15 protein-coding genes and 1 pseudogene are annotated in these 16610 nt (G+C 69.5%); 5 read left to right on the forward strand and 11 right to left on the reverse strand.

The window, feature by feature from the left end:
- Positions 1 to 12 precede the first annotated feature (12 nt).
- Positions 13 to 1119, reverse strand: coding sequence for a DNA alkylation repair protein (locus tag CHC08_RS13390; RefSeq protein ID WP_089207568.1), 1107 nt, complete (start codon positions 1117 to 1119; stop codon positions 13 to 15).
- A gap of 178 nt (positions 1120 to 1297) precedes the next feature.
- Between CHC08_RS13390 and CHC08_RS13395 the strand changes: the two genes are divergently transcribed.
- Together CHC08_RS13395 and CHC08_RS13400 are read left to right on the forward strand one after the other, a co-directional pair.
- On the forward strand, positions 1298 to 1960 hold the full coding sequence (locus CHC08_RS13395; RefSeq protein ID WP_089207623.1) for an MmyB family transcriptional regulator: 663 nt from the start codon (positions 1298 to 1300) through the stop codon (positions 1958 to 1960).
- Between the two features lie 188 nt (positions 1961 to 2148).
- Positions 2149 to 2892 carry an SDR family oxidoreductase gene (locus CHC08_RS13400; protein ID WP_089207569.1) on the forward strand — a complete coding sequence of 248 codons (744 nt, stop codon included), beginning with the start codon at positions 2149 to 2151 and terminating at the stop codon, positions 2890 to 2892.
- 22 nt (positions 2893 to 2914) lie between these two features.
- On the opposite strand, the gene CHC08_RS13405 is transcribed toward CHC08_RS13400, so the two are convergent.
- The 4 genes from CHC08_RS13405 to CHC08_RS13420 all read right to left on the reverse strand — a co-directional run bounded on the left by CHC08_RS13405 (position 2915) and on the right by CHC08_RS13420 (position 7455).
- Positions 2915 to 3970 carry a lytic transglycosylase domain-containing protein gene (locus CHC08_RS13405; RefSeq protein ID WP_089207570.1) on the reverse strand — a complete coding sequence of 352 codons (1056 nt, stop codon included), beginning with the start codon at positions 3968 to 3970 and terminating at the stop codon, positions 2915 to 2917.
- 298 nt (positions 3971 to 4268) lie between these two features.
- Positions 4269 to 5180, reverse strand: a complete 912-nt coding sequence (locus tag CHC08_RS13410) for a carbohydrate ABC transporter permease (RefSeq protein ID WP_089207571.1) — start codon at positions 5178 to 5180, stop codon at positions 4269 to 4271.
- A 2-nt stretch (positions 5181 to 5182) separates the two neighbouring features.
- On the reverse strand, positions 5183 to 6109 hold the full coding sequence (locus CHC08_RS13415; RefSeq protein ID WP_089207572.1) for a carbohydrate ABC transporter permease: 927 nt from the start codon (positions 6107 to 6109) through the stop codon (positions 5183 to 5185).
- Entirely contained in the window at positions 6106 to 7455 is a 1350-nt protein-coding gene (locus CHC08_RS13420; protein WP_245878293.1) for an extracellular solute-binding protein, read from the reverse strand. Before CHC08_RS13420 ends, CHC08_RS13415 begins: the two co-directional genes overlap by 4 nt.
- Before the next feature lie 359 nt (positions 7456 to 7814).
- On the opposite strand from CHC08_RS13420, the gene CHC08_RS13425 reads away from it, so the two are divergent.
- On the forward strand, positions 7815 to 10271 hold the full coding sequence (locus tag CHC08_RS13425; RefSeq protein WP_089207574.1) for a glycoside hydrolase family 3 N-terminal domain-containing protein: 2457 nt from the start codon (positions 7815 to 7817) through the stop codon (positions 10269 to 10271).
- Positions 10255 to 11301 (forward strand): LacI family DNA-binding transcriptional regulator, encoded by a 1047-nt coding sequence (locus CHC08_RS13430; protein ID WP_089207575.1) that lies wholly within the window; start codon positions 10255 to 10257, stop codon positions 11299 to 11301. Before CHC08_RS13425 ends, CHC08_RS13430 begins: the two co-directional genes overlap by 17 nt.
- Before the next feature lie 14 nt (positions 11302 to 11315).
- On the opposite strand, the pseudogene CHC08_RS51475 reads toward CHC08_RS13430, so the two are convergent.
- Positions 11316 to 11581: pseudogene (locus CHC08_RS51475) on the reverse strand (TetR/AcrR family transcriptional regulator); the annotation flags it as partial.
- A gap of 163 nt (positions 11582 to 11744) precedes the next feature.
- A complete protein-coding gene (locus tag CHC08_RS13440) occupies positions 11745 to 13403 on the reverse strand; it encodes a cytochrome c biogenesis protein DipZ (RefSeq protein WP_089207576.1) in 1659 nt (552 codons plus the stop codon).
- Positions 13404 to 13804: 401 nt separating this feature from the next.
- Between CHC08_RS13440 and CHC08_RS13445 the strand changes: the two genes are divergently transcribed.
- The gene (locus tag CHC08_RS13445; RefSeq protein WP_089207577.1) at positions 13805 to 14119 is read left to right on the forward strand and encodes an isochorismatase family protein; all 315 of its coding nucleotides are present in this window, start codon (positions 13805 to 13807) and stop codon (positions 14117 to 14119) included.
- A 122-nt stretch (positions 14120 to 14241) separates the two neighbouring features.
- On the opposite strand, the gene CHC08_RS13450 is transcribed toward CHC08_RS13445, so the two are convergent.
- The 4 genes from CHC08_RS13450 to CHC08_RS13465 are packed head-to-tail and all read right to left on the reverse strand — an operon-like array spanning position 14242 to position 16590.
- Positions 14242 to 14790: a hypothetical protein gene (locus CHC08_RS13450; protein ID WP_089207578.1), complete on the reverse strand. Its 549-nt coding sequence runs from the start codon at positions 14788 to 14790 to the stop codon at positions 14242 to 14244.
- Positions 14787 to 15245 carry a hypothetical protein gene (locus CHC08_RS13455; protein ID WP_089207579.1) on the reverse strand — a complete coding sequence of 153 codons (459 nt, stop codon included), beginning with the start codon at positions 15243 to 15245 and terminating at the stop codon, positions 14787 to 14789. Before CHC08_RS13455 ends, CHC08_RS13450 begins: the two co-directional genes overlap by 4 nt.
- Positions 15246 to 15284: 39 nt before the next feature.
- Complete coding sequence (locus CHC08_RS13460; protein ID WP_089207580.1) at positions 15285 to 16067, reverse strand: hypothetical protein; 783 nt, start codon at positions 16065 to 16067, stop codon at positions 15285 to 15287.
- Between the two features lie 25 nt (positions 16068 to 16092).
- Positions 16093 to 16590 carry a hypothetical protein gene (locus CHC08_RS13465; RefSeq protein ID WP_089207581.1) on the reverse strand — a complete coding sequence of 166 codons (498 nt, stop codon included), beginning with the start codon at positions 16588 to 16590 and terminating at the stop codon, positions 16093 to 16095.
- Positions 16591 to 16610 lie beyond the last annotated feature (20 nt).

The following is a 16610-nucleotide window of genomic DNA, read 5'->3' on the forward strand; positions in this document are numbered from 1 at the left end:
GGATCACGCGTATCAGGGGGCCGCCAGGAGGGTGAACTCGCTCCGGCCGGAGACGACGCCGTTGATCTGGAGCTCGATCGCGTGCTCGCCGGGATAGTAGCGCCGGGTGGTGATCTCGCGGAAGGAGTGCTCGCGGGAGAGCTGCCGTCGTTCGCCGGGGGCGAGCGTCACAGTGGTGAGCTTGAAGGTCTTGCCGCGCTGACTGCCGTTCGCCTTCATGTGGTGCACGATGTAGTCGATGGCGAGCGTCGCCGGCTCGGCCGCGGTGTTGGTGATCGTCGCGGTGAAACCGACGGTTCCGCCGAACGGGATCCGCGTCGTCGCCAGGGCCGGCCCGACGATGTCGATGGCGGCGTGTGTGAAGCCCAGCAGGCCGAGCGCGCCGGGGTGGCCTTTTTTGACGAGGGTGCGGAGCCCGTGCCTGACGAGGCGCGGGGTGTTCTCGTCCGGCTCCGAGAGCCAGGCGGCCGCGGTCTCGACGACGATCTCCGGTTGCTGCCTGCTCAGGTCGTTCAGATGATTGGCGACGGAGCGTCGCACGTATTCGCTCTCGTCGCGATACAGGGCGTTGATGATGGGGAGGGTCGCCCGGGGATCGACCATGATCGCCGGAACCCGCTTCGCCCAGGGCAGGAACGCCCGGGTGCCCTCGGACGCCAGGCGGCGGACGTGTTCGTCGGGCGAGGCGGTCCAGGTGAGGACGGCGGCGAGGGCGCGGTCGAAATCATGGTCGAGGAGCGCGCGGATGGCGAACTCGGACGTGAGGCGGGAGGTGAGCTCGGCGAGCATGGCCATGGCGTCGTCGAAGGCGTCGGTGCCGCCGTCGTCGATCGCCTTCGCGGCGATCGCGCCGGTGACCGGCCAGATCAGCCACCCGCTGAAGGGCGGCAGCCCGTCCCGCGCCGCGCGGATCGTGCGGGCGAACGCGTCGTAGTCGCCGGGCAGGTCCCGCAGCAGCGCGTCCCTGAGCAGGTCGCTGCGTTCCCGCAGCGACAGGGGCGCGAGCTCGCCGGCGGCGGTGCGGAGCGCGGTGAGCGGTGCGCCGGGCGCGGCCGCCGCGATCGCTTCGATCAGCGCCTTGGCGGTGTGATCACCGATGAGCTCGTCGGCGAAGGGCATGGGTTCCTCCCGTGTGTCGAGTCGGCATCCGGCTGCCACCCGTATGAATTCTCTCGTGCGCCGAGCCGATATCCGGCCGCCGCCGGTGCCGGCGAGATCAATCGCGGCGGATGGCGAGGGGGAGCCGTACGGTTGCCTGGGCGCGTCGCACCTGGAAGCGAGGAGTAGCGTGGTCGTCATGCCGGCCGCGTCCACGAACAAGCTCGGGGAGTTCCTCCGGGCCCATCGCGCGCGCCTCGATCCCGTGGACGTCGGCCTGCGCGGGGGAGGCGACCGCAGGGTCGCCGGGCTGAATCCCCACCTGGCACCGGGCGGCTCACGAGACCTGGTCCACCCGGCGCTGCTGCGGCTGCTGGACTCCTTCCCCTCCGCGGCCGCATACGTGCTGAGCCCCGCGTTCGAGGTGCTCGCCACCAACGCCGTCGCCGCCGCGCTGCTCTTGCCCTTCTCCGGCATGACCAACATGGTCCGGGTGCTGTTCCAGCACCCGCAGGCGCGGACCGTGTTCGTCGAATGGCCCACCCTGGCGGGGCAGACCGTCCATGCCCTGCGTCTCAACGCGGGTTACCACCCGGACGATCCGGAGATCAGGGCGCTCGTCGACGAGCTTCTGCGGACCTCTCCCGAGTTCCGGGCCCTGTGGCAGGACCAGGCCGTGAGCGGGCTCCCTCGCACGTTCAAGGTCTTCGTCCATCCGGAGGTGGGTCGCGTCGAGCTGACCTACCAGACCTTCGACGTCCGCGACGCTCCCGGCCAGCAACTGCTCGTCGGCACACCGGAGCCCGGAAGCCGCAGCGCCGACGCCCTCGCCTACCTGGGTTCCGTGCACGCCACGGCCTGAGCCGCAAGACGGATCCCCCGGGACATCGCTCTGCCCCGATCCTGCGTGACCGCGGGCGGGCGGAGAAGGCCGTGTCTTCCCGGGTGCGGCGCACCTAGGAAGACACGGCCTTCTCCCGGCGCGGCGGCGGACGCACGCTTGGTCTCGCGGCACTCCCGCCGCGAGACCAGCGTTTTCCAGGAGTTCTCATGAGCAGCCCGTCGACCGCCGACAGCAAGATTGTCCTCATTACCGGTGCCAGCAGCGGCATCGGTGAGGCGACCGCCCGTCGCCTGGCCGCCGACGGCCACCACGTCGTCCTCGGCGCGCGGCGCGTGGACCGGCTGGAGGCGCTCGCCGGCGAGATCCGCACCGCGGGCGGCCGAGCCGACCACGGGGAGCTCGACGTGACGAGCCTCGACAGCGTGCGTGCCTTCGCCGAGACCGCCCACGAGCGTCACGGTCGCATCGACGTGCTCGTCAACAACGCGGGCGTGATGCCGCTGTCGACGATCGACGCGCTGCGCGTCGACGAGTGGAACCAGATGATCGACGTGAACCTGCGCGGCACCCTGTACGGCATCGCGGCCGTCCTGCCGCACATGCGTGCCCGGGGCGCCGGCCACATCGTCAACGTCGCCTCGACGTCGGCGCACCGGGTCGACCCCACGGCGGCCGTCTACTGCGCCACCAAGTACGCCGTCCGGGCGCTCTCCGAGGGACTGCGCCAGGAGAGCCGGGACATCCGCGTGACCGTTGTGAGCCCGGGCTTCACCCGCTCGGAACTCACCGACCACGGCGGCGACCCGGAGACACAGGCCGTCGCGCGGGCCGCGATGGAACAATTCGCCATCCCGGCCTCCGCCGTCGCGGACGCCATCGGATACGCGATCGGCCGGCCCGGCGACGTCGACGTCAACGAACTTGTCGTCCGCCCCACCGCCCAGGGCTGATCGCGATGCGCAAGGAGCGAGGTCAGGGGCCGGTGAGGCGGCGGTCGCCACGGGTGGTGACCACGAACACCTGCCAGTTGTAGTAGGCGTAGTAGTTTCTGATGTCCTGCTTGATCTGGCGGGCGTGCAGCAGCACCGCGTTGACGTACGCCTGGGAGTGGTTGTAGGCGTACAGCGCACGCCGGTAGTCGCGCGGCGCCCCCGAGGCGTGCAGGTAGTTGGCCGCGGCGAGCAGGGCGTCCCGGGTGTCCTGGACGTCGCCGCCCATCCCGTAGGCCTTCCACGTTCCCGGCATGAACTGCATGGGGCCCTGGGCGCCCGTGTAACTCGGTGACCTCACGCGGCCGAACTTGGTCTCGACGAACATCACCGCCGCCAGCACCTCCCACTCGACGCCGAACCGGCGCTCGGCATACCGGAAGTGGTCGAGCAGGACATCCGCCGGCTTGGGCGGCTGGACGCGGAATTTCGCCGACCCGCTGATGGGGTGGACCAGGGAGAGCAGGTCCCGGGCGGCCGTCACGTTGTCCTTCGCCTGCCCGGCCAGGGCCTTCGGCAGCTTGGCGTAGGTGCGGGAGGCGACCTGTGGATTGCGGGCGAGGTAGCGGTAGATGCGCTGCTGCTGCAGGGCCAGCAGCACCATCGGCTCCGGAGGCTGCCCCTTGGCGGGGTCTCCCTTGCGCGTCCAGTCGTCCGTGGCACGCCGGAGCGCCGCGACGGTGTCGGTCAGGGAACGGGCCAGCCGCGCCGGGTCCTTGGGGATCGGAGCGTCCGGGTCGGGCAGGGCGGGCGCCTGGCGTACGGGCTCCTTCGCCGGGGGCGTCGCCGACCGCTCCGGAGCCGGTTGCGTCGCCGTCTGGAGGGGAGCACCCGATGAGGCGGCGCTCTGCGCGCCGGCACAACCGGAGATCGCAACGGTCAGGCCGACGAGTGAGGCGACCATCGGCCTCGCGCGCGATCGGCCCGCGCGCATGCCCGGTGGCCTGTCACCCGGGGCGTCTCCCCGGGCGGGCGTCGTCCGCCCGCCCGGCCGGTGGCCGTGCTCCGGCTGTGCGATCTCCGCGCGCTGATCCTTCATCGGCCCCAACGTATCCCGAGCACGATCTCTCAGGTGGGTTTTCCGAGTGCTCTGCGGGGATCGCGCCGGTTCGGACGATCCCGGAACCGCCGGCGGGTGGCGACGCCATGCGTGCCGAGGGGTGACCCGTGTCAGTCCCGGGACATGCGGGGCATCGGGAAGGCCGTCGACACGACGGGAACCGATCCCGATCGCGCCTTCTCAGCTGACCGAGGTCCGCCCCCGCCGTTCCGGCGCCGCCCGCGGACCCGAGCATTCGGACGGGCCGCGAGACGGTGAGCCGGACGGCCGGGTGCGGTCACTTGCTGAAACCGGCCGTCAGGCCGCTGAGCAGTTGACGGCGGCCGATGATGTACATGGCCAGGATGGGGAGCGAGGTCAGCACGACGGAGGCGAGTACGGCGGGCACGTTCACGCTGTACTGCCCCTGGAAGCTCCACAGCGCGAGCGGCAGCGTGCGCTTGTCGGGGCTCTGGGTGAGGACCAGCGGCAGCAGGAACCCGTTCCAGATCGTCAGTGCGTTGTAGATCGTCACTGTCACCACGGCCGGCATGGTGAGCGGCAGGGCCAGACGCAGGAGCGTCGCGACCTCGCCCGCGCCGTCCAGCCGCATCGACTCGAACAGCTCCTTGGGCACGTCACGGATGAAGTTGGCCAGGATCAGCACCGACAGCGGGATCGCGAAGGCGATGGACGGGAGGATCAGCCCCAGCAGCGAGTCGTAGAGGTGCAGCCGGATGATGATCAGGAAGACCGGGATGATGGTCGCCTGCAGCGGGATGGCCAGCCCCATGAGAAAGAGCGAGTTCACCCCGCGCAGGAAGCGGCGGCCGCCGCCCCGGACGATCGCGTACGCCGCCATGAACGAGACCGCGACCGCCGGGATGACCGCGCCGACGGTCACGATGAGGCTGTTGACGAAGTACAGCGGGAAGTCGGACTCGACGACCATCTGGTAGTTGGCGAGGGTCGGCTCGGTCGGCGGCAACAGCGGGTTGGTGGCGTAGTAGGAGCTCTGTGCCTTGAAGCTGGTGATGACGATCCAGTAGATCGGCACGATCACGATCGCCAGCCACAGCCAGCTCACGGCCCCGCCCAGCCAGTTGGGGCCGTCGCTGCCCGGACGCCGCCGGCGCTTGCGGCGGTGCCCGTGCGGTTCTGATTCGAGCGTCTCGGCCCGCTTGATCCCCGTCGTCTGGGTCAAGCTCATGGTCAGGCCCCTTCCATCTGGCTGGCGTTGGCGTCACGGCCGCCGAGCCGCCGCAGGAGCAACGCGAGGGCGAGGCCCACGAGGACGAGGATGACGGCGATGGCGCTGGCCGGTCCCATCTGGCTGGCCTGGAACCCGCGCTTGTACATGTCCAGGGCGAGCACCCGGGTGGCGTCGGCGGGACCGCCCGCGGTCAGCACGAAGATCAGGTCGAAGAAGGTCAGGGACCCGACGACCATGAGGGTGGAGGACGTGATGATCGTGTACTTGAGCTGCGGCAGCGTGATGCTGAAGAACTTGCGGACGCGGCCCGCGCCGTCTATTTCGGCGGCCTCGTACAGGGACTGCGGGATCTGCCGTACGCCGCCCTGGTAGATCAGCGAGTGGAAGGGGATGAACTGCCACGACACCACGAAGATCACGACGCTGAAGGCGAGGATGGGTTCGCCGAGCCAGTCCTGGATGAGCAGGTCGATGTGCAGCCCGGCGCCGAGCCCGAAGTTCGGGTCGAGCAGCGCCTTGTAGGCGATGGCGATGGCGGCCTGGCTGAGCAGCAGGGGGATGAAGTACAGCACCGCCAGCACCGCGCGGTAGCGCTGGCGCCCGGCCAGGAACACCCCGAGCAGGATGCTGGCCGGCGTCTGGACCGCCCAGGAGACGACCATCACCAGCAACGTCACCCACAGCGAGTGCAGGAGGTTGGGATCGCCGAGAACGGCCCGCCAGCTCGTGAGCCCGGACAGCTGGATCTCGCCGAGCCCGTCCCAGGACGTGAAGCTGAGGAACAGGACCCCGATCAGCGGAATTACCCCGAAGGCGACGAAGAGCACCAGGGCCGGCACGGCCAGCCACGGCAGGACGCCGCCGCGGGCCTTTCGTGCGGCGGGCGGCGGCGTCCCTCTCCGAGCAGGGGTGGTGAATGTGCTCAACTGCCGATGACCGCGTTCATGTTGGTCACGAACTCCTGAGGCGTGATCGACAGCTGGAACAGCTTGGCGATGTTGTCCAGCAGCACCTCGGCCGCGGCGGGGCTGAGCGCCTGGTCCCAGGACTGGGCGAACGTCTTGGCGTTACTGGCGATGCCGTAGACGAACTTCAGGAAGTCCGCGTCCTCGGAGGTGGCGAACGCGCTGTCGGCGCCGTTGACGATCGGCACCGCGCCCGTGCCGGCCCACTCCTTGACGTCCTCGTCGTTGAGCACGGCGGTGGCGAAGAACTTCTTGGCGATCTCCTTCTGCTCGGGGGTCGCCTTGGAGGAGATCGACAGGTACTGGCCGGGGTTGCCGACGGTGTTGCTGGGGTCGCCCTTGCCGCCGTCGACCGGCGGGAAGTTCATGTAGCCGAGGTGGCCGCCGGAGACGAAGTCGCCGCCGTCGGTCTTCATGCTGCCGTACGTCCAGCCGCCGTGCAGCATCATCGCGGCCTTGCCGGTGTACAGCAGGGCCTGGTCGGCGTTGGAGTCGGCCGTGATCGAGGAGAAGCCCTTGATGAACCCGTTCGCCTTGACGAGCTCCTGCAGCTTGGTCAGGGCGTCGAGGGCGGCGGGGTTGGACCAGGCGTCCTTCTTGGCGTCGAACACGGCCTGGAACACCTCGGGGCCGCCGATGCGGTCGAAGAGGAACTCCAGCCACATCATGTTCGTCCAGCGGGACTGACCGCCGAGGGAGAACGGGGCGATGCCGGCGGCGTTGAACTTGGGGACCAGGGCCATGATGTCGGCCCACGACTCCGGCGGCTTCACGCCGACCTGGTCGAAGACCTTCTTGTTGTAGTACAGGACGATGGGCTGCATGGTCTCGGCCGGCATCGCGTAGATCTTGCCGTCGATCGTGGCCGCCCCGAAGGAGGAGGCGAACAGCCGGTCCTTCACGGCGGGGTTCTGCTCGAACCACGGGGTGAGGTCCTCCACCTGGCCGGCCTGCACGTACGTGCGCAGGGTCCCGCCGCCCCAGCCCCAGATGATGGTGGGCGCCTGGCCCGCGCCGATCGACGTCTTGATCTTCGTCTTGTACGCGTCGTTCTGGAGGGCCGTGAAGGCGATCTGCCCATTGGGGTTGGCCTTGTTGAAACGCTCCACGGCCCTGGTGCGCACACCCTCCTGCGGCTGGACCGACAGGAACCAGTAGGTGGCCTTGTTGTTCGCGGTGCCTCCGCTGGAGGCGCCCCCACCTGCGGGAGTGGGGCCGGAGGTGCCGCAGGCCGCTAATGCGGCCCCCAGCGGAATGCCCATGGAAAGTGCGAGGAAAGTGCGGCGAGATGGTGTCTTCGAATCCACGCTGATCTCCGTATGTCGAATGCCCGGGCTGGGCGCGGCTCCATGTGAAACATCAGTGGCGGTGGCCGTCGGTCGTGGATCAGCACCTCCGATGCCAGGCGTCCGCTCTTCGTGAGCCCAGCATGTCGAAACATTTCCGAAACAGGCCGCGTGGCACGTCAATTTAGATTTCCGCTACGTGTCTGTCAAGGGGTGGTCTCATGTCGGTATGAGCTCTATATCTTGGATATGTAAGGTACTCTCATCTGGGATTTTGCTGGTCACCTCGCGTGCTCCAGAATGTTGCGCAGAGCTACCGAAACATGCCGAAACGTTTCGAAAAGTTGCGAGAATTAATTTTTTTCTTGAGGAGATGGCAGATGACGGCGCTAGATGGGACTTCCGCGGCGGGGCGGATCCTCCGTCCGTGGCAGGACCCGGCACTCCCCGTGTCCGACCGGGTCGACGCCCTCCTCGAGGAGATGACCCTGGAGGAGAAGGTCGGTCAGCTCGGCAGCCGGTGGCTCGGCAACGACATGGAGGCCGACCAGGGCGGGGAGTCCGAGGCGGAGGCCGAAGGCACGGCGAACGTGGCCCCGATGCAGGACGTCTTCGCGGCCTCGGGGAGCGTGCCCATCGAGGAGGCGGCCCGCCACGGGCTCGGCCATCTGACGCGGGTGTTCGGCAGCGCTCCGTTGACCGCGGCGGAGGGCGCCGCGGAGGTGGTACGGCTGCAGTCCGAGGTGGTGAAGCAGTCCCGGCTCGGCATCCCGGCGCTGGTCCACGAGGAGTGCCTGACCGGTTTCACCACCTACGGCGCGACCGTCTACCCGGCGGCCATCGCCTGGGGTGCGACGTTCGACCCGGACCTGGTGGAGCGGATGGCCGCCGCCATCGGGCGGGACATGTACGCCGTGGGCGTCCACCAGGGCCTGTCGCCGGTGCTGGACGTGGTGCGCGACTACCGCTGGGGCCGGGTCGAGGAGACCATGGGCGAGGATCCGTACCTCGTCTCGATGCTCGGCGCGGCTTACGTGCGCGGCCTTGAGAGCGCCGGGATCATCGCCACGCTCAAGCACTTCGCCGGCTACTCCGCCTCCCGGGCGGCCCGCAACCACGGCCCGGTGCCGATGGGCCGGCGCGAGCTGATGGACATGATCCTGCCGACGTTCGAGACCGCTCTCGTCGAGGGCGGCGCGCGTTCGGTCATGAGCTCCTACTCCGACGTGGACGGCGTCCCCTCCACGGCCGACTCGTGGCTGCTGACCGACCTGCTGCGCGACGAGTGGGGGTTCACCGGGACGGTGGTGTCGGACTACTGGGGGATCCCGTTCCTCGCGACGATGCACCAGATCGCCGTGGACACCGAAGAGGCTGGGGCGCAGGCGCTGACCGCGGGTGTCGACGTCGAGCTGCCCGACACGCTCGGCTTCGGCCGGCACCTCGTCGAGCGGGTGCGGCGGGGCGAGCTGCCGGAGTCCCTGATCGACCGCGCCGCCCGGCGCCTGCTCACGCAGAAGGTGCAGCTCGGGCTGCTGGAGGAGGACTGGACGCCGGAGAAGTCGGTGACCGGGGCGGGGGCCGTGGACCTGGACTCGCCGTCCAACCGGGCACTGGCCCGGGAGCTGGCCGAGCGGTCGATCGTGCTGCTCGACGCGGGCACCGCGCTGCCGTTGCTCGGCGAGGGGCGTCCGGAGCCGCGCCGGGTGGCCGTGGTCGGCCCCTGCGCCGACGACGCGCACACGTTCATGGGCTGCTACGCCTTCCCCAACCACGTGCTGCCCCGCTACCCGGGGCTCGGGCTCGGCGTGGCCGCGCCCAGCCTGATCGACGCGCTGCGGGCCGAGCTGCCCGATGCCGAGCTGATCCACGAACCGGGCTGCGACGTGCGGAGCGACGACCGCTCCGCCTTCGCCGCCGCGCTCCAGGCAGCCCGTGAGTCCGACGTGTGCGTGGCCGTCGTCGGAGACCGGGCGGGGATGTTCGGGCTGGGCACGTCGGGCGAGGGCTGCGACGCCGAGGACCTGCGGCTGCCGGGCGTGCAGGAGGACCTGCTGACCGAGCTGATCGCCACCGGCACGCCGGTCGTGGTGGTCGTCGTCTCGGGCCGCCCGTACGCGCTGGGCGCCGTGTCCGAGACAGCAGCCGCGCTCGTCCAGGCGTTCATGCCCGGCGAGGAGGGCGGGGCGGCCATCGCCGGAGTCCTGTCCGGCCGGGTGCAGCCCAGCGGGAAGCTGCCGGTGCAGATCCCGCGCGGCCCGGGCGGGCAGCCGGGCACCTACCTGCAGCCGCCGCTGGGCTCCAACAGCCACGGCATCAGCAACCTCGACCCGACCCCGCTGTTCCCGTTCGGGCACGGCACCTCCTACACCACCTTCGCGATCGACTCCTTGAGGATCAGCGATGCCGAGGTGCCCACCGACGGTGAGTTCACCGTGTCGGTGCGCGTGCGCAACACCGGGGAGCGAGCGGGCGAGGAGGTCGTCCAGCTCTTCCTGCACGATGCGGTCGCCCAGGTCACCCGGCCGACGCGGCAGCTCACCGGGTTCGCCCGGGTCCGGCTGGAGCCCGGCGCGAGCGCATCGGCGACCTTCACCGTGCACGCCGACCGGACCGCGTTCACCGGGCGTGACCTGCGGCGCGTCGTCGAACCAGGGGACCTTGAGGTGTTCGTGGGCACGTCGGCGTCCGACCTGCCCTGCCAGGGCCGCATCCGGTTGACCGGCCCGCTGCGTCACGTCGGCCCAGGCCGGCGACTGGTCACCCGCGTGGACGTGGAACCGGCACCGGGCTCTTCCGCCACACAGCAGGGAGGAACAGATGCCGGCCAGTCCTAGACGGGCCACGCTGGCCACGGTCGCGGCCTCGGCAGGTGTGTCGGTCGCGACCGTGTCGAAGGTGCTCAACGGCCGGGGCGACGTCTCCCCGGTGACCCGCTCCCTCGTGGAGTCGTTGCTGGAGCAGCACCACTACGTCGCGCTGCCGCAGCGCCGCCGGGGCGACGTGGCCGTGCTGGACACGATCGAGGTGGAGCTCGACGCCGATCTCAACGCGTACTCGACCGAGATCGTCCAGGGCGCGGTGCGGGCCGGGGCCGAGGTCGACGCTGCGATCGTGGTGAGCATCCGGACGAACGCCGACCGCACCGAATCCTGGGCGCGCAGCCTGGCCACGGCCGGACGGCGGGCCCTGGTCGCCGTCACCAGCGAGCTGACCGCCGGGCAGCTCGCCGCCCTGTCCCGCGTGCGGTTGCCGCTGGTCGTGATCGACCCGATGAACCTGCCGCAGACCAGGGGAGTCACCAGCGTCGGTTCGACGAACTTCGCCGGGGGCCTGGCCGCGACGCAGCACCTGCTCACGCTCGGGCACCGGCGCATCGCCTATCTCGGCGGCCCGGCCACCGCCGCCTGCAACCAGGCCCGGCTGCACGGCTACCGCGCCGCCATGGAGACCGCGGGCGTGCCGGTTCTCCCGGGCTACGTACGGTCGGGACACTTCGTCTACCAGGAGGGTGTGACGGGCGGCGCGGCTCTGTTCGACCTGCCCGAGGCCCCCACGGCCATCTTCGCCGGCTGCGACAACATCGCGCTCGGCGTGCTGGAGGCGGCCAGGGCGCGAGGGTTGCGCGTGCCCGAGGACCTCAGCATCGTCGGCTTCGACGACACCATGGTCGCCCGCATGGCCTCGCCCCCGCTGACCACCGTGCGCCAGCCGCTGCGAGAGATGGGCGGCGTCGCCGTACGCACGGCACTGCGCCTGGCGGCGGGCGAACGCGTCGACTCCCACCACGTCGAACTCGCCACCGAACTCGTGGCACGCGCCTCCACCTCACCCGTCTCGCCCGAGAGCTCCTCCGGCCACCGCTAGCCGTCCACGATCTTGGCCGACACGCGTTCGCGAGGTGGGCCGGTGGGACCGAGGGGCGCCGGCCCCGACTCCACAGCCTCGCGCAAGGGTTGGATACGCGCTTCGGCCGGCGCGCGGATGAGGCCGGTCCGGTCGCCGAACCGGCGGAAGGAGTGCCCTTGCCGACTCCTGCCGCCGCCGCGACGTCGTCCATGGAAACGCTGCCGGGGCTCTGGCTGCGAGCGAAGAGATCGTCGGCCGCGGCCAGGACGGCGCCCAGGCCGTCCGCTTCGACTGGCACGACTCCGCCACCTACGGCGGCGCACTGCACGGTGCGGACCGGGTCTACCTCGTTCCGCCCATCGGCGAGCCGTTCGAGGACCCCGGTGGTTGAGCGGCGTTTTCAAGCCGCTGCGGTCAGGCGTGTTTCACGCGGTGCCCGGCCCGCTCCGCTCCCCGGTCTCTCAGCCGAAGGTGAACGAGTAGGCCCGCACACCCGGGCTCATCAAAAGGGTCAGGACCGCGTGCTGCGAAGCGGCCGCGTTCACCACGGTGTAGAGCTTCGGAACTCCGGAGACCGGCAACGTCGTCGTCTGCCCTCCGCTCCGTCGCACGGTGACCGTGCCGCTCCCGCCGAGCACGACGTGGACGTCGCGGGCGTGGAAGTCGAGTTCGAGCTTGGCGTCCGTGCCGGCGGTGAGGTATTCCGGCGCGGTGGTCCAGGAACCTGCGAGCGCGAACGTGTCCGGCTCCAGCGAGGGCGGAAGCTTGTAAACACCCGAATGTTCCTGCCCCGGCTCGGATCCGCTGACGCGCAGCGGCGCGTACCGGTAGCCGAGGTAGATTTCCGGGGTCTGTTCCTCGGTGGGGGTGGTGTCGGGCAGATCGGTCGCCGCAGGCAGCGTGCGGGCCGGGTCCGCCTCGGACAGCAGCCGGCGGATCAGCCCTTCGGTCCCGGCGTAATCTCCCTCACCGAAATTGGTGTGCCGGATTTTCCCGGAGGCGTCAATGAGATATTCGGCGGGCCAGTACTGATTTTCGTACGCGTTCCAGGTGGCATAGTCATTGTCGATTGCGATCGGGTAGTGCACGCCGAGCGAACGTGCCTGGTCGGCGACGTTCGAGACCTCGTGCTCGAAAGCGAACTCCGGGGTGTGCACGCCGATGACGACCAGCCCGGATTTCTGATAAAGCTGATACCAGCTTTCGACATGCGGGAGCGCCCGCTGGCAATTGATGCAGCTGTAGGTCCAAAAATCGATGAGCACCACCTTGCCGCGCAGGCTCGCGAGGCTCAGCGGCCGGTTGCCCGGGGTGTTGAGCCAGCCGTTCAGGCCGGTGAGTTCGGGTGCCGCGCCGGTCAACCGCCGAACCTGGTTCGAGGCCAAGGAGCCCGCCTCGACCGATTGCTGCAACGCGCTGGTGTAGCCGGGAACGCTGCGCTGCAGCCCGTCGGTGAGGTTGAAGCCGATCGCGGCGGCAACCATGATCATCACTACTCCGGCGGCGACCCTGACCGTTCGCGCGTGGGCGCGTACGAGCCTCGCCCGCTGGGTGATCGCCTCTCCCGCCAACGCGAGGACGAGCAGCGGAACACCCGCCCCGACGCCGAAAGCGGCGGTCAGCACGATCGCACCGAACCCGATGTCGTGGCTTGCCCCGATCACCGCGATCGTCGCGAGCACCGGGCCCGCGCACGGCACGTACAGCAGACCGAGCGCGAGGCCCAGCACAAAACCGTTGCCGTCAGGGTTGACCCTGCGACCGCGTATGCGGGCGAACGGCCTCTCCAGCAGATCCCCCACCCGGGGCACGACCAGCCCGAGCCCCATGAGCACAAGGACGACGATTCCCGCGTCCCGCAACAGATCCTGCGGCAGGTGCAGCGCGCTGAGCGCCAGCGAGCCGAACAACGTCGCCAGGCTGAAACTGAGGACGAGACCCGCCACGACACCGTAGGGCCGCCGCGACCTGACCCGCCCGCGCCGGGGCGCGGCGGCCGGTCCGGTTTCGCCGGCGCGAGTGGCGCCCGCCGTCAGCACGACCGGCAGCACCGGCAGAACACACGGAGAGATGCTCGTGATCACCCCCGCGAGAAACCCGACGAATACCAGCGTGAACACACAATCCCCCGAGGTCGTCCAGCGATTCGGTTTCGAAGCTACAAGTGGATGACCGCCCGGTGACTCTTCCGGGCGATTACCGATTTCTTACAGCGTGACCGCATCGCCTCGGGTGGCGTTCGCTCCAGGCCGGTCCGGTCGGCCGGTCGCGCATGGGGAGACGGCCTGCCCCGGTGATCACGGCGTACGGACCGAGCCGCACCCTCCCGCGAACGCGGCACCGCACAGCCGGGACTCTCGGCCGGCCCTCTGAGCTGCAAAGACTCGGCAGCCGGCCTCGGTCCCGGCGGGCACCTGACAGTTTCCGGCCGACCGGAAGGGGTATGCCTCGCAGCCTAAGCCGTCCGGATGGGGGCCGGTCTTGCCGACGGCGAGCCGGGAACGGTAAAGGGGCCGGGGCAATGGAAATTCAGCGGTTCGATACCGCGGTGGTGTTCATCGACCCGCAGAACGACGTGCTGAGCGAAAAAGGAACGAGCTGGGCGGTAGTCGGTGCGAGCGTCACTGAAAACGGCACGGTCGAGAACATGTGCGTCGAATCCCACCTGCGCGAATTTCTCGAGCAGGGCTTCGAGACAGCGGTTGTCAGGGACGCGACCGCCGGACCGCGGCATCCGGACTGGGGCGACGGCTACGAAGCGGCGATCATCAACTACCGATACCTCGCTCATGCGGTGCCCTCGACCGAGGAAACAGTCGAGCGCATGCTCCGGTAGGTCCTCCTCCCGGCACCGGCACCCGTGGGATCGGGCCGCGCGCACCGGCCGGCCATGGCCGCCGCCCGACGGCGACCATGACCTCCCCCTTCACCACACCGCGTTCGCGGCCTCGGAGACCGTCAGACGGGCAGTACCCGCAGGGCGGGATAGCGGGCCGAGTTCAGATACAGCTTGTCGGTGCCGTGCTCCTTCTCCAGCTCCAGGACGAACCGATAGCGGTAGAGCCCCGGCCGGGCGTCGCTCATCACCGCCCCGGCCCAGTAGTAGTAGACGGCGGTGTACTGGTCGCGCATCCGGTCGGGAGCGCCGTAGACCTTGAGCTCGGTCATGATCCGGCGTTCGGCGACGTCGTCCTCGTCACCCTTCTCGATGTCGAGGAAGACCAGATTGTTGATCTTCGGCATCGGAGGCCAGGTGCCGTCGGGACGGCGGTGCATGTCGATCGGGCGGATGATCCAGTTGATCACCTGACCCTGCTTGCAGATGGTCTCCAGGTTGTCGGCGCCCTGCCCGACCCCGCCGACGCTGTTGTCCATCATGTAGAGGCAGCCGTCCAGGGATTTCGTCGCGGCGGCCTTCTCCATGTCGACGAGGGTCACCACGTTCAGCTGGACGGAGTTGAGCTGGCCGTGCTCGGTGAAGTCCGAGGCCGCGTACGCCTGGGTCATCGGCCTTCCTTTCCCTCGTTGGCGGGACCGGCCAGGGCCGGCCGGGCGTTGGGGGTGAACGGCGTGCTGACGGTGCCGAGCAGGAACGAGAGCCGGTACGGGAGCGGTTCGGTGAGGTCCTGCTTGACCTCGGCGGTCCAGTACGCGATGTCGGTGCCGGGATACACCTCCCGCGTGGGCTCGGCGATCCGCGGGTCGATCTCGACGTCGGTGAGGGCCACGTAGGTCTCGCACTCCAGCGGGATCACGTTCCAGAGCAGGGTGTCGCCCTTGCGTACCCGGCTGTGCAGCTCAGGGGTGCCGAAACCGGTGGACCCCGCGGCGATGTTGGTGTCGTAGAGATAGAGGTTGTCGTCCAGGTTCTCCGACGCCAGTGCGGCCACGGGGTCGACCACCGCGGTGATCGTCACGGGCCGGGCGGGCCGGCGTTCGGACTGTCTGTTCTTCGGGGGCATGCGGCTCCTCCATTCGAAGATGCTCTGGCGTAGGCCGGGTCAGCCGGCGGCGGGGACGGGCGGGAGGGGGAGCACACCCAGCCCGTTGCCGGTGAACCCGTTGCGCTTCGGATCGGTGATGACCTTGAGGCTGGACTCGCAGGTCATCTCCACGGACTCCCAGACCAGCTCGTCGTTGTGCGCGACCAGCTCGTGCAGCTGGATGTGCAGTATGTACGGGTAGACCCCGGGCCGGCTCGTGTCCACGGTCGCGGCCCAGTACCAGCCGTCGTAGACCATGTCGGGCGACCCGTACTGGGCCGGGTACATGATCTTCTCGGTGACGGCGGGGCCGGTGATATCGGTGATCACCGGAGACGGATAGTTGTACGCGCCGGGGCTGCCCGTGGTCTTACCGGTGACGTCCAGCAGCTTGGCCTCGGTGAGGCCGCGCCCGCTGCCCGACTTGCGGGCGCGCTGGCCGACCTGTTTCTGCAGCCGCTTGAGCTCGGTGCCGCTCGCACCGTCCTCGCCGCCGAGCGCGGCCAGTTCCGCCAGCGTGCGCCGGTCGTCGGCGCGTTCCTGCTCGGCCAGATAGTTGCGCGGCACCGTCGAGGGGATCGCCCCCAGCGCCTCGGGCAACCAGTTCAGCACCTGCTCGGTCGCCTGCGACCCGTCGAGGTAATGGGTGCCGGGCACGATCGTCACCAGCTGCTCGGTGCCCACTCCCTCCGAGCCGAACAACTTCATGTTGTCGAACCAGTACGTGTTGCCGTCGAGCGACCGCGTCCGAAGCGCGTTCTCGACGTCGAAGAGCACGATGATCCCGTGTTGCTGGGCCATGAAACCGCCTTTCGCAGAACGTGGCTCACACGCGCAGCAGCGCGGGCGAGTCGATGTGCAGCACGCTGTTGGGTCCTTCGTGGAGCCTGAGGGAGAGCCGGTACCGGTAGGGGACGCCGGGCGTCATGTCGTAGGGCACGACGCCCTCCCACACCAGGAGGTCGTGGTTCTCGTATCCGTTGGAAGCCATGGCGTCGGCCCCCGTCGTGGGCACGGCACCGGGTGCCGGAGCGGGGGGTTCCACCGGGTGCGGCGGCACGGCCTGGTCGGCCGTGAGCGGGACGGCGCCGCCGGACAGGAACTCGATGGCCTGGATCTCGACCGGAGTCTGCACGTCCACGTGGATGGGCGTCCACTGGACGACCTGCCCCGGGACCACCGCCGTGATGAGATCGGGGGTCCCCTGGAGCCTGCTCCCCGCCGGGCTGTCGTCGACCAGCGAGAGGTTGCCGTTGTGCAACGTCCTGTCGGACAACGCCCCGACGGCGTCGACCATCACGACGATGCTGATCCTGTCTTTCATCGATCCTCCCTTATGTGGAT

Origin of the sequence: Streptosporangium subroseum (assembly GCF_900188345.1) — a bacterium.
GTDB lineage: Bacteria > Actinomycetota > Actinomycetes > Streptosporangiales > Streptosporangiaceae > Streptosporangium > Streptosporangium subroseum.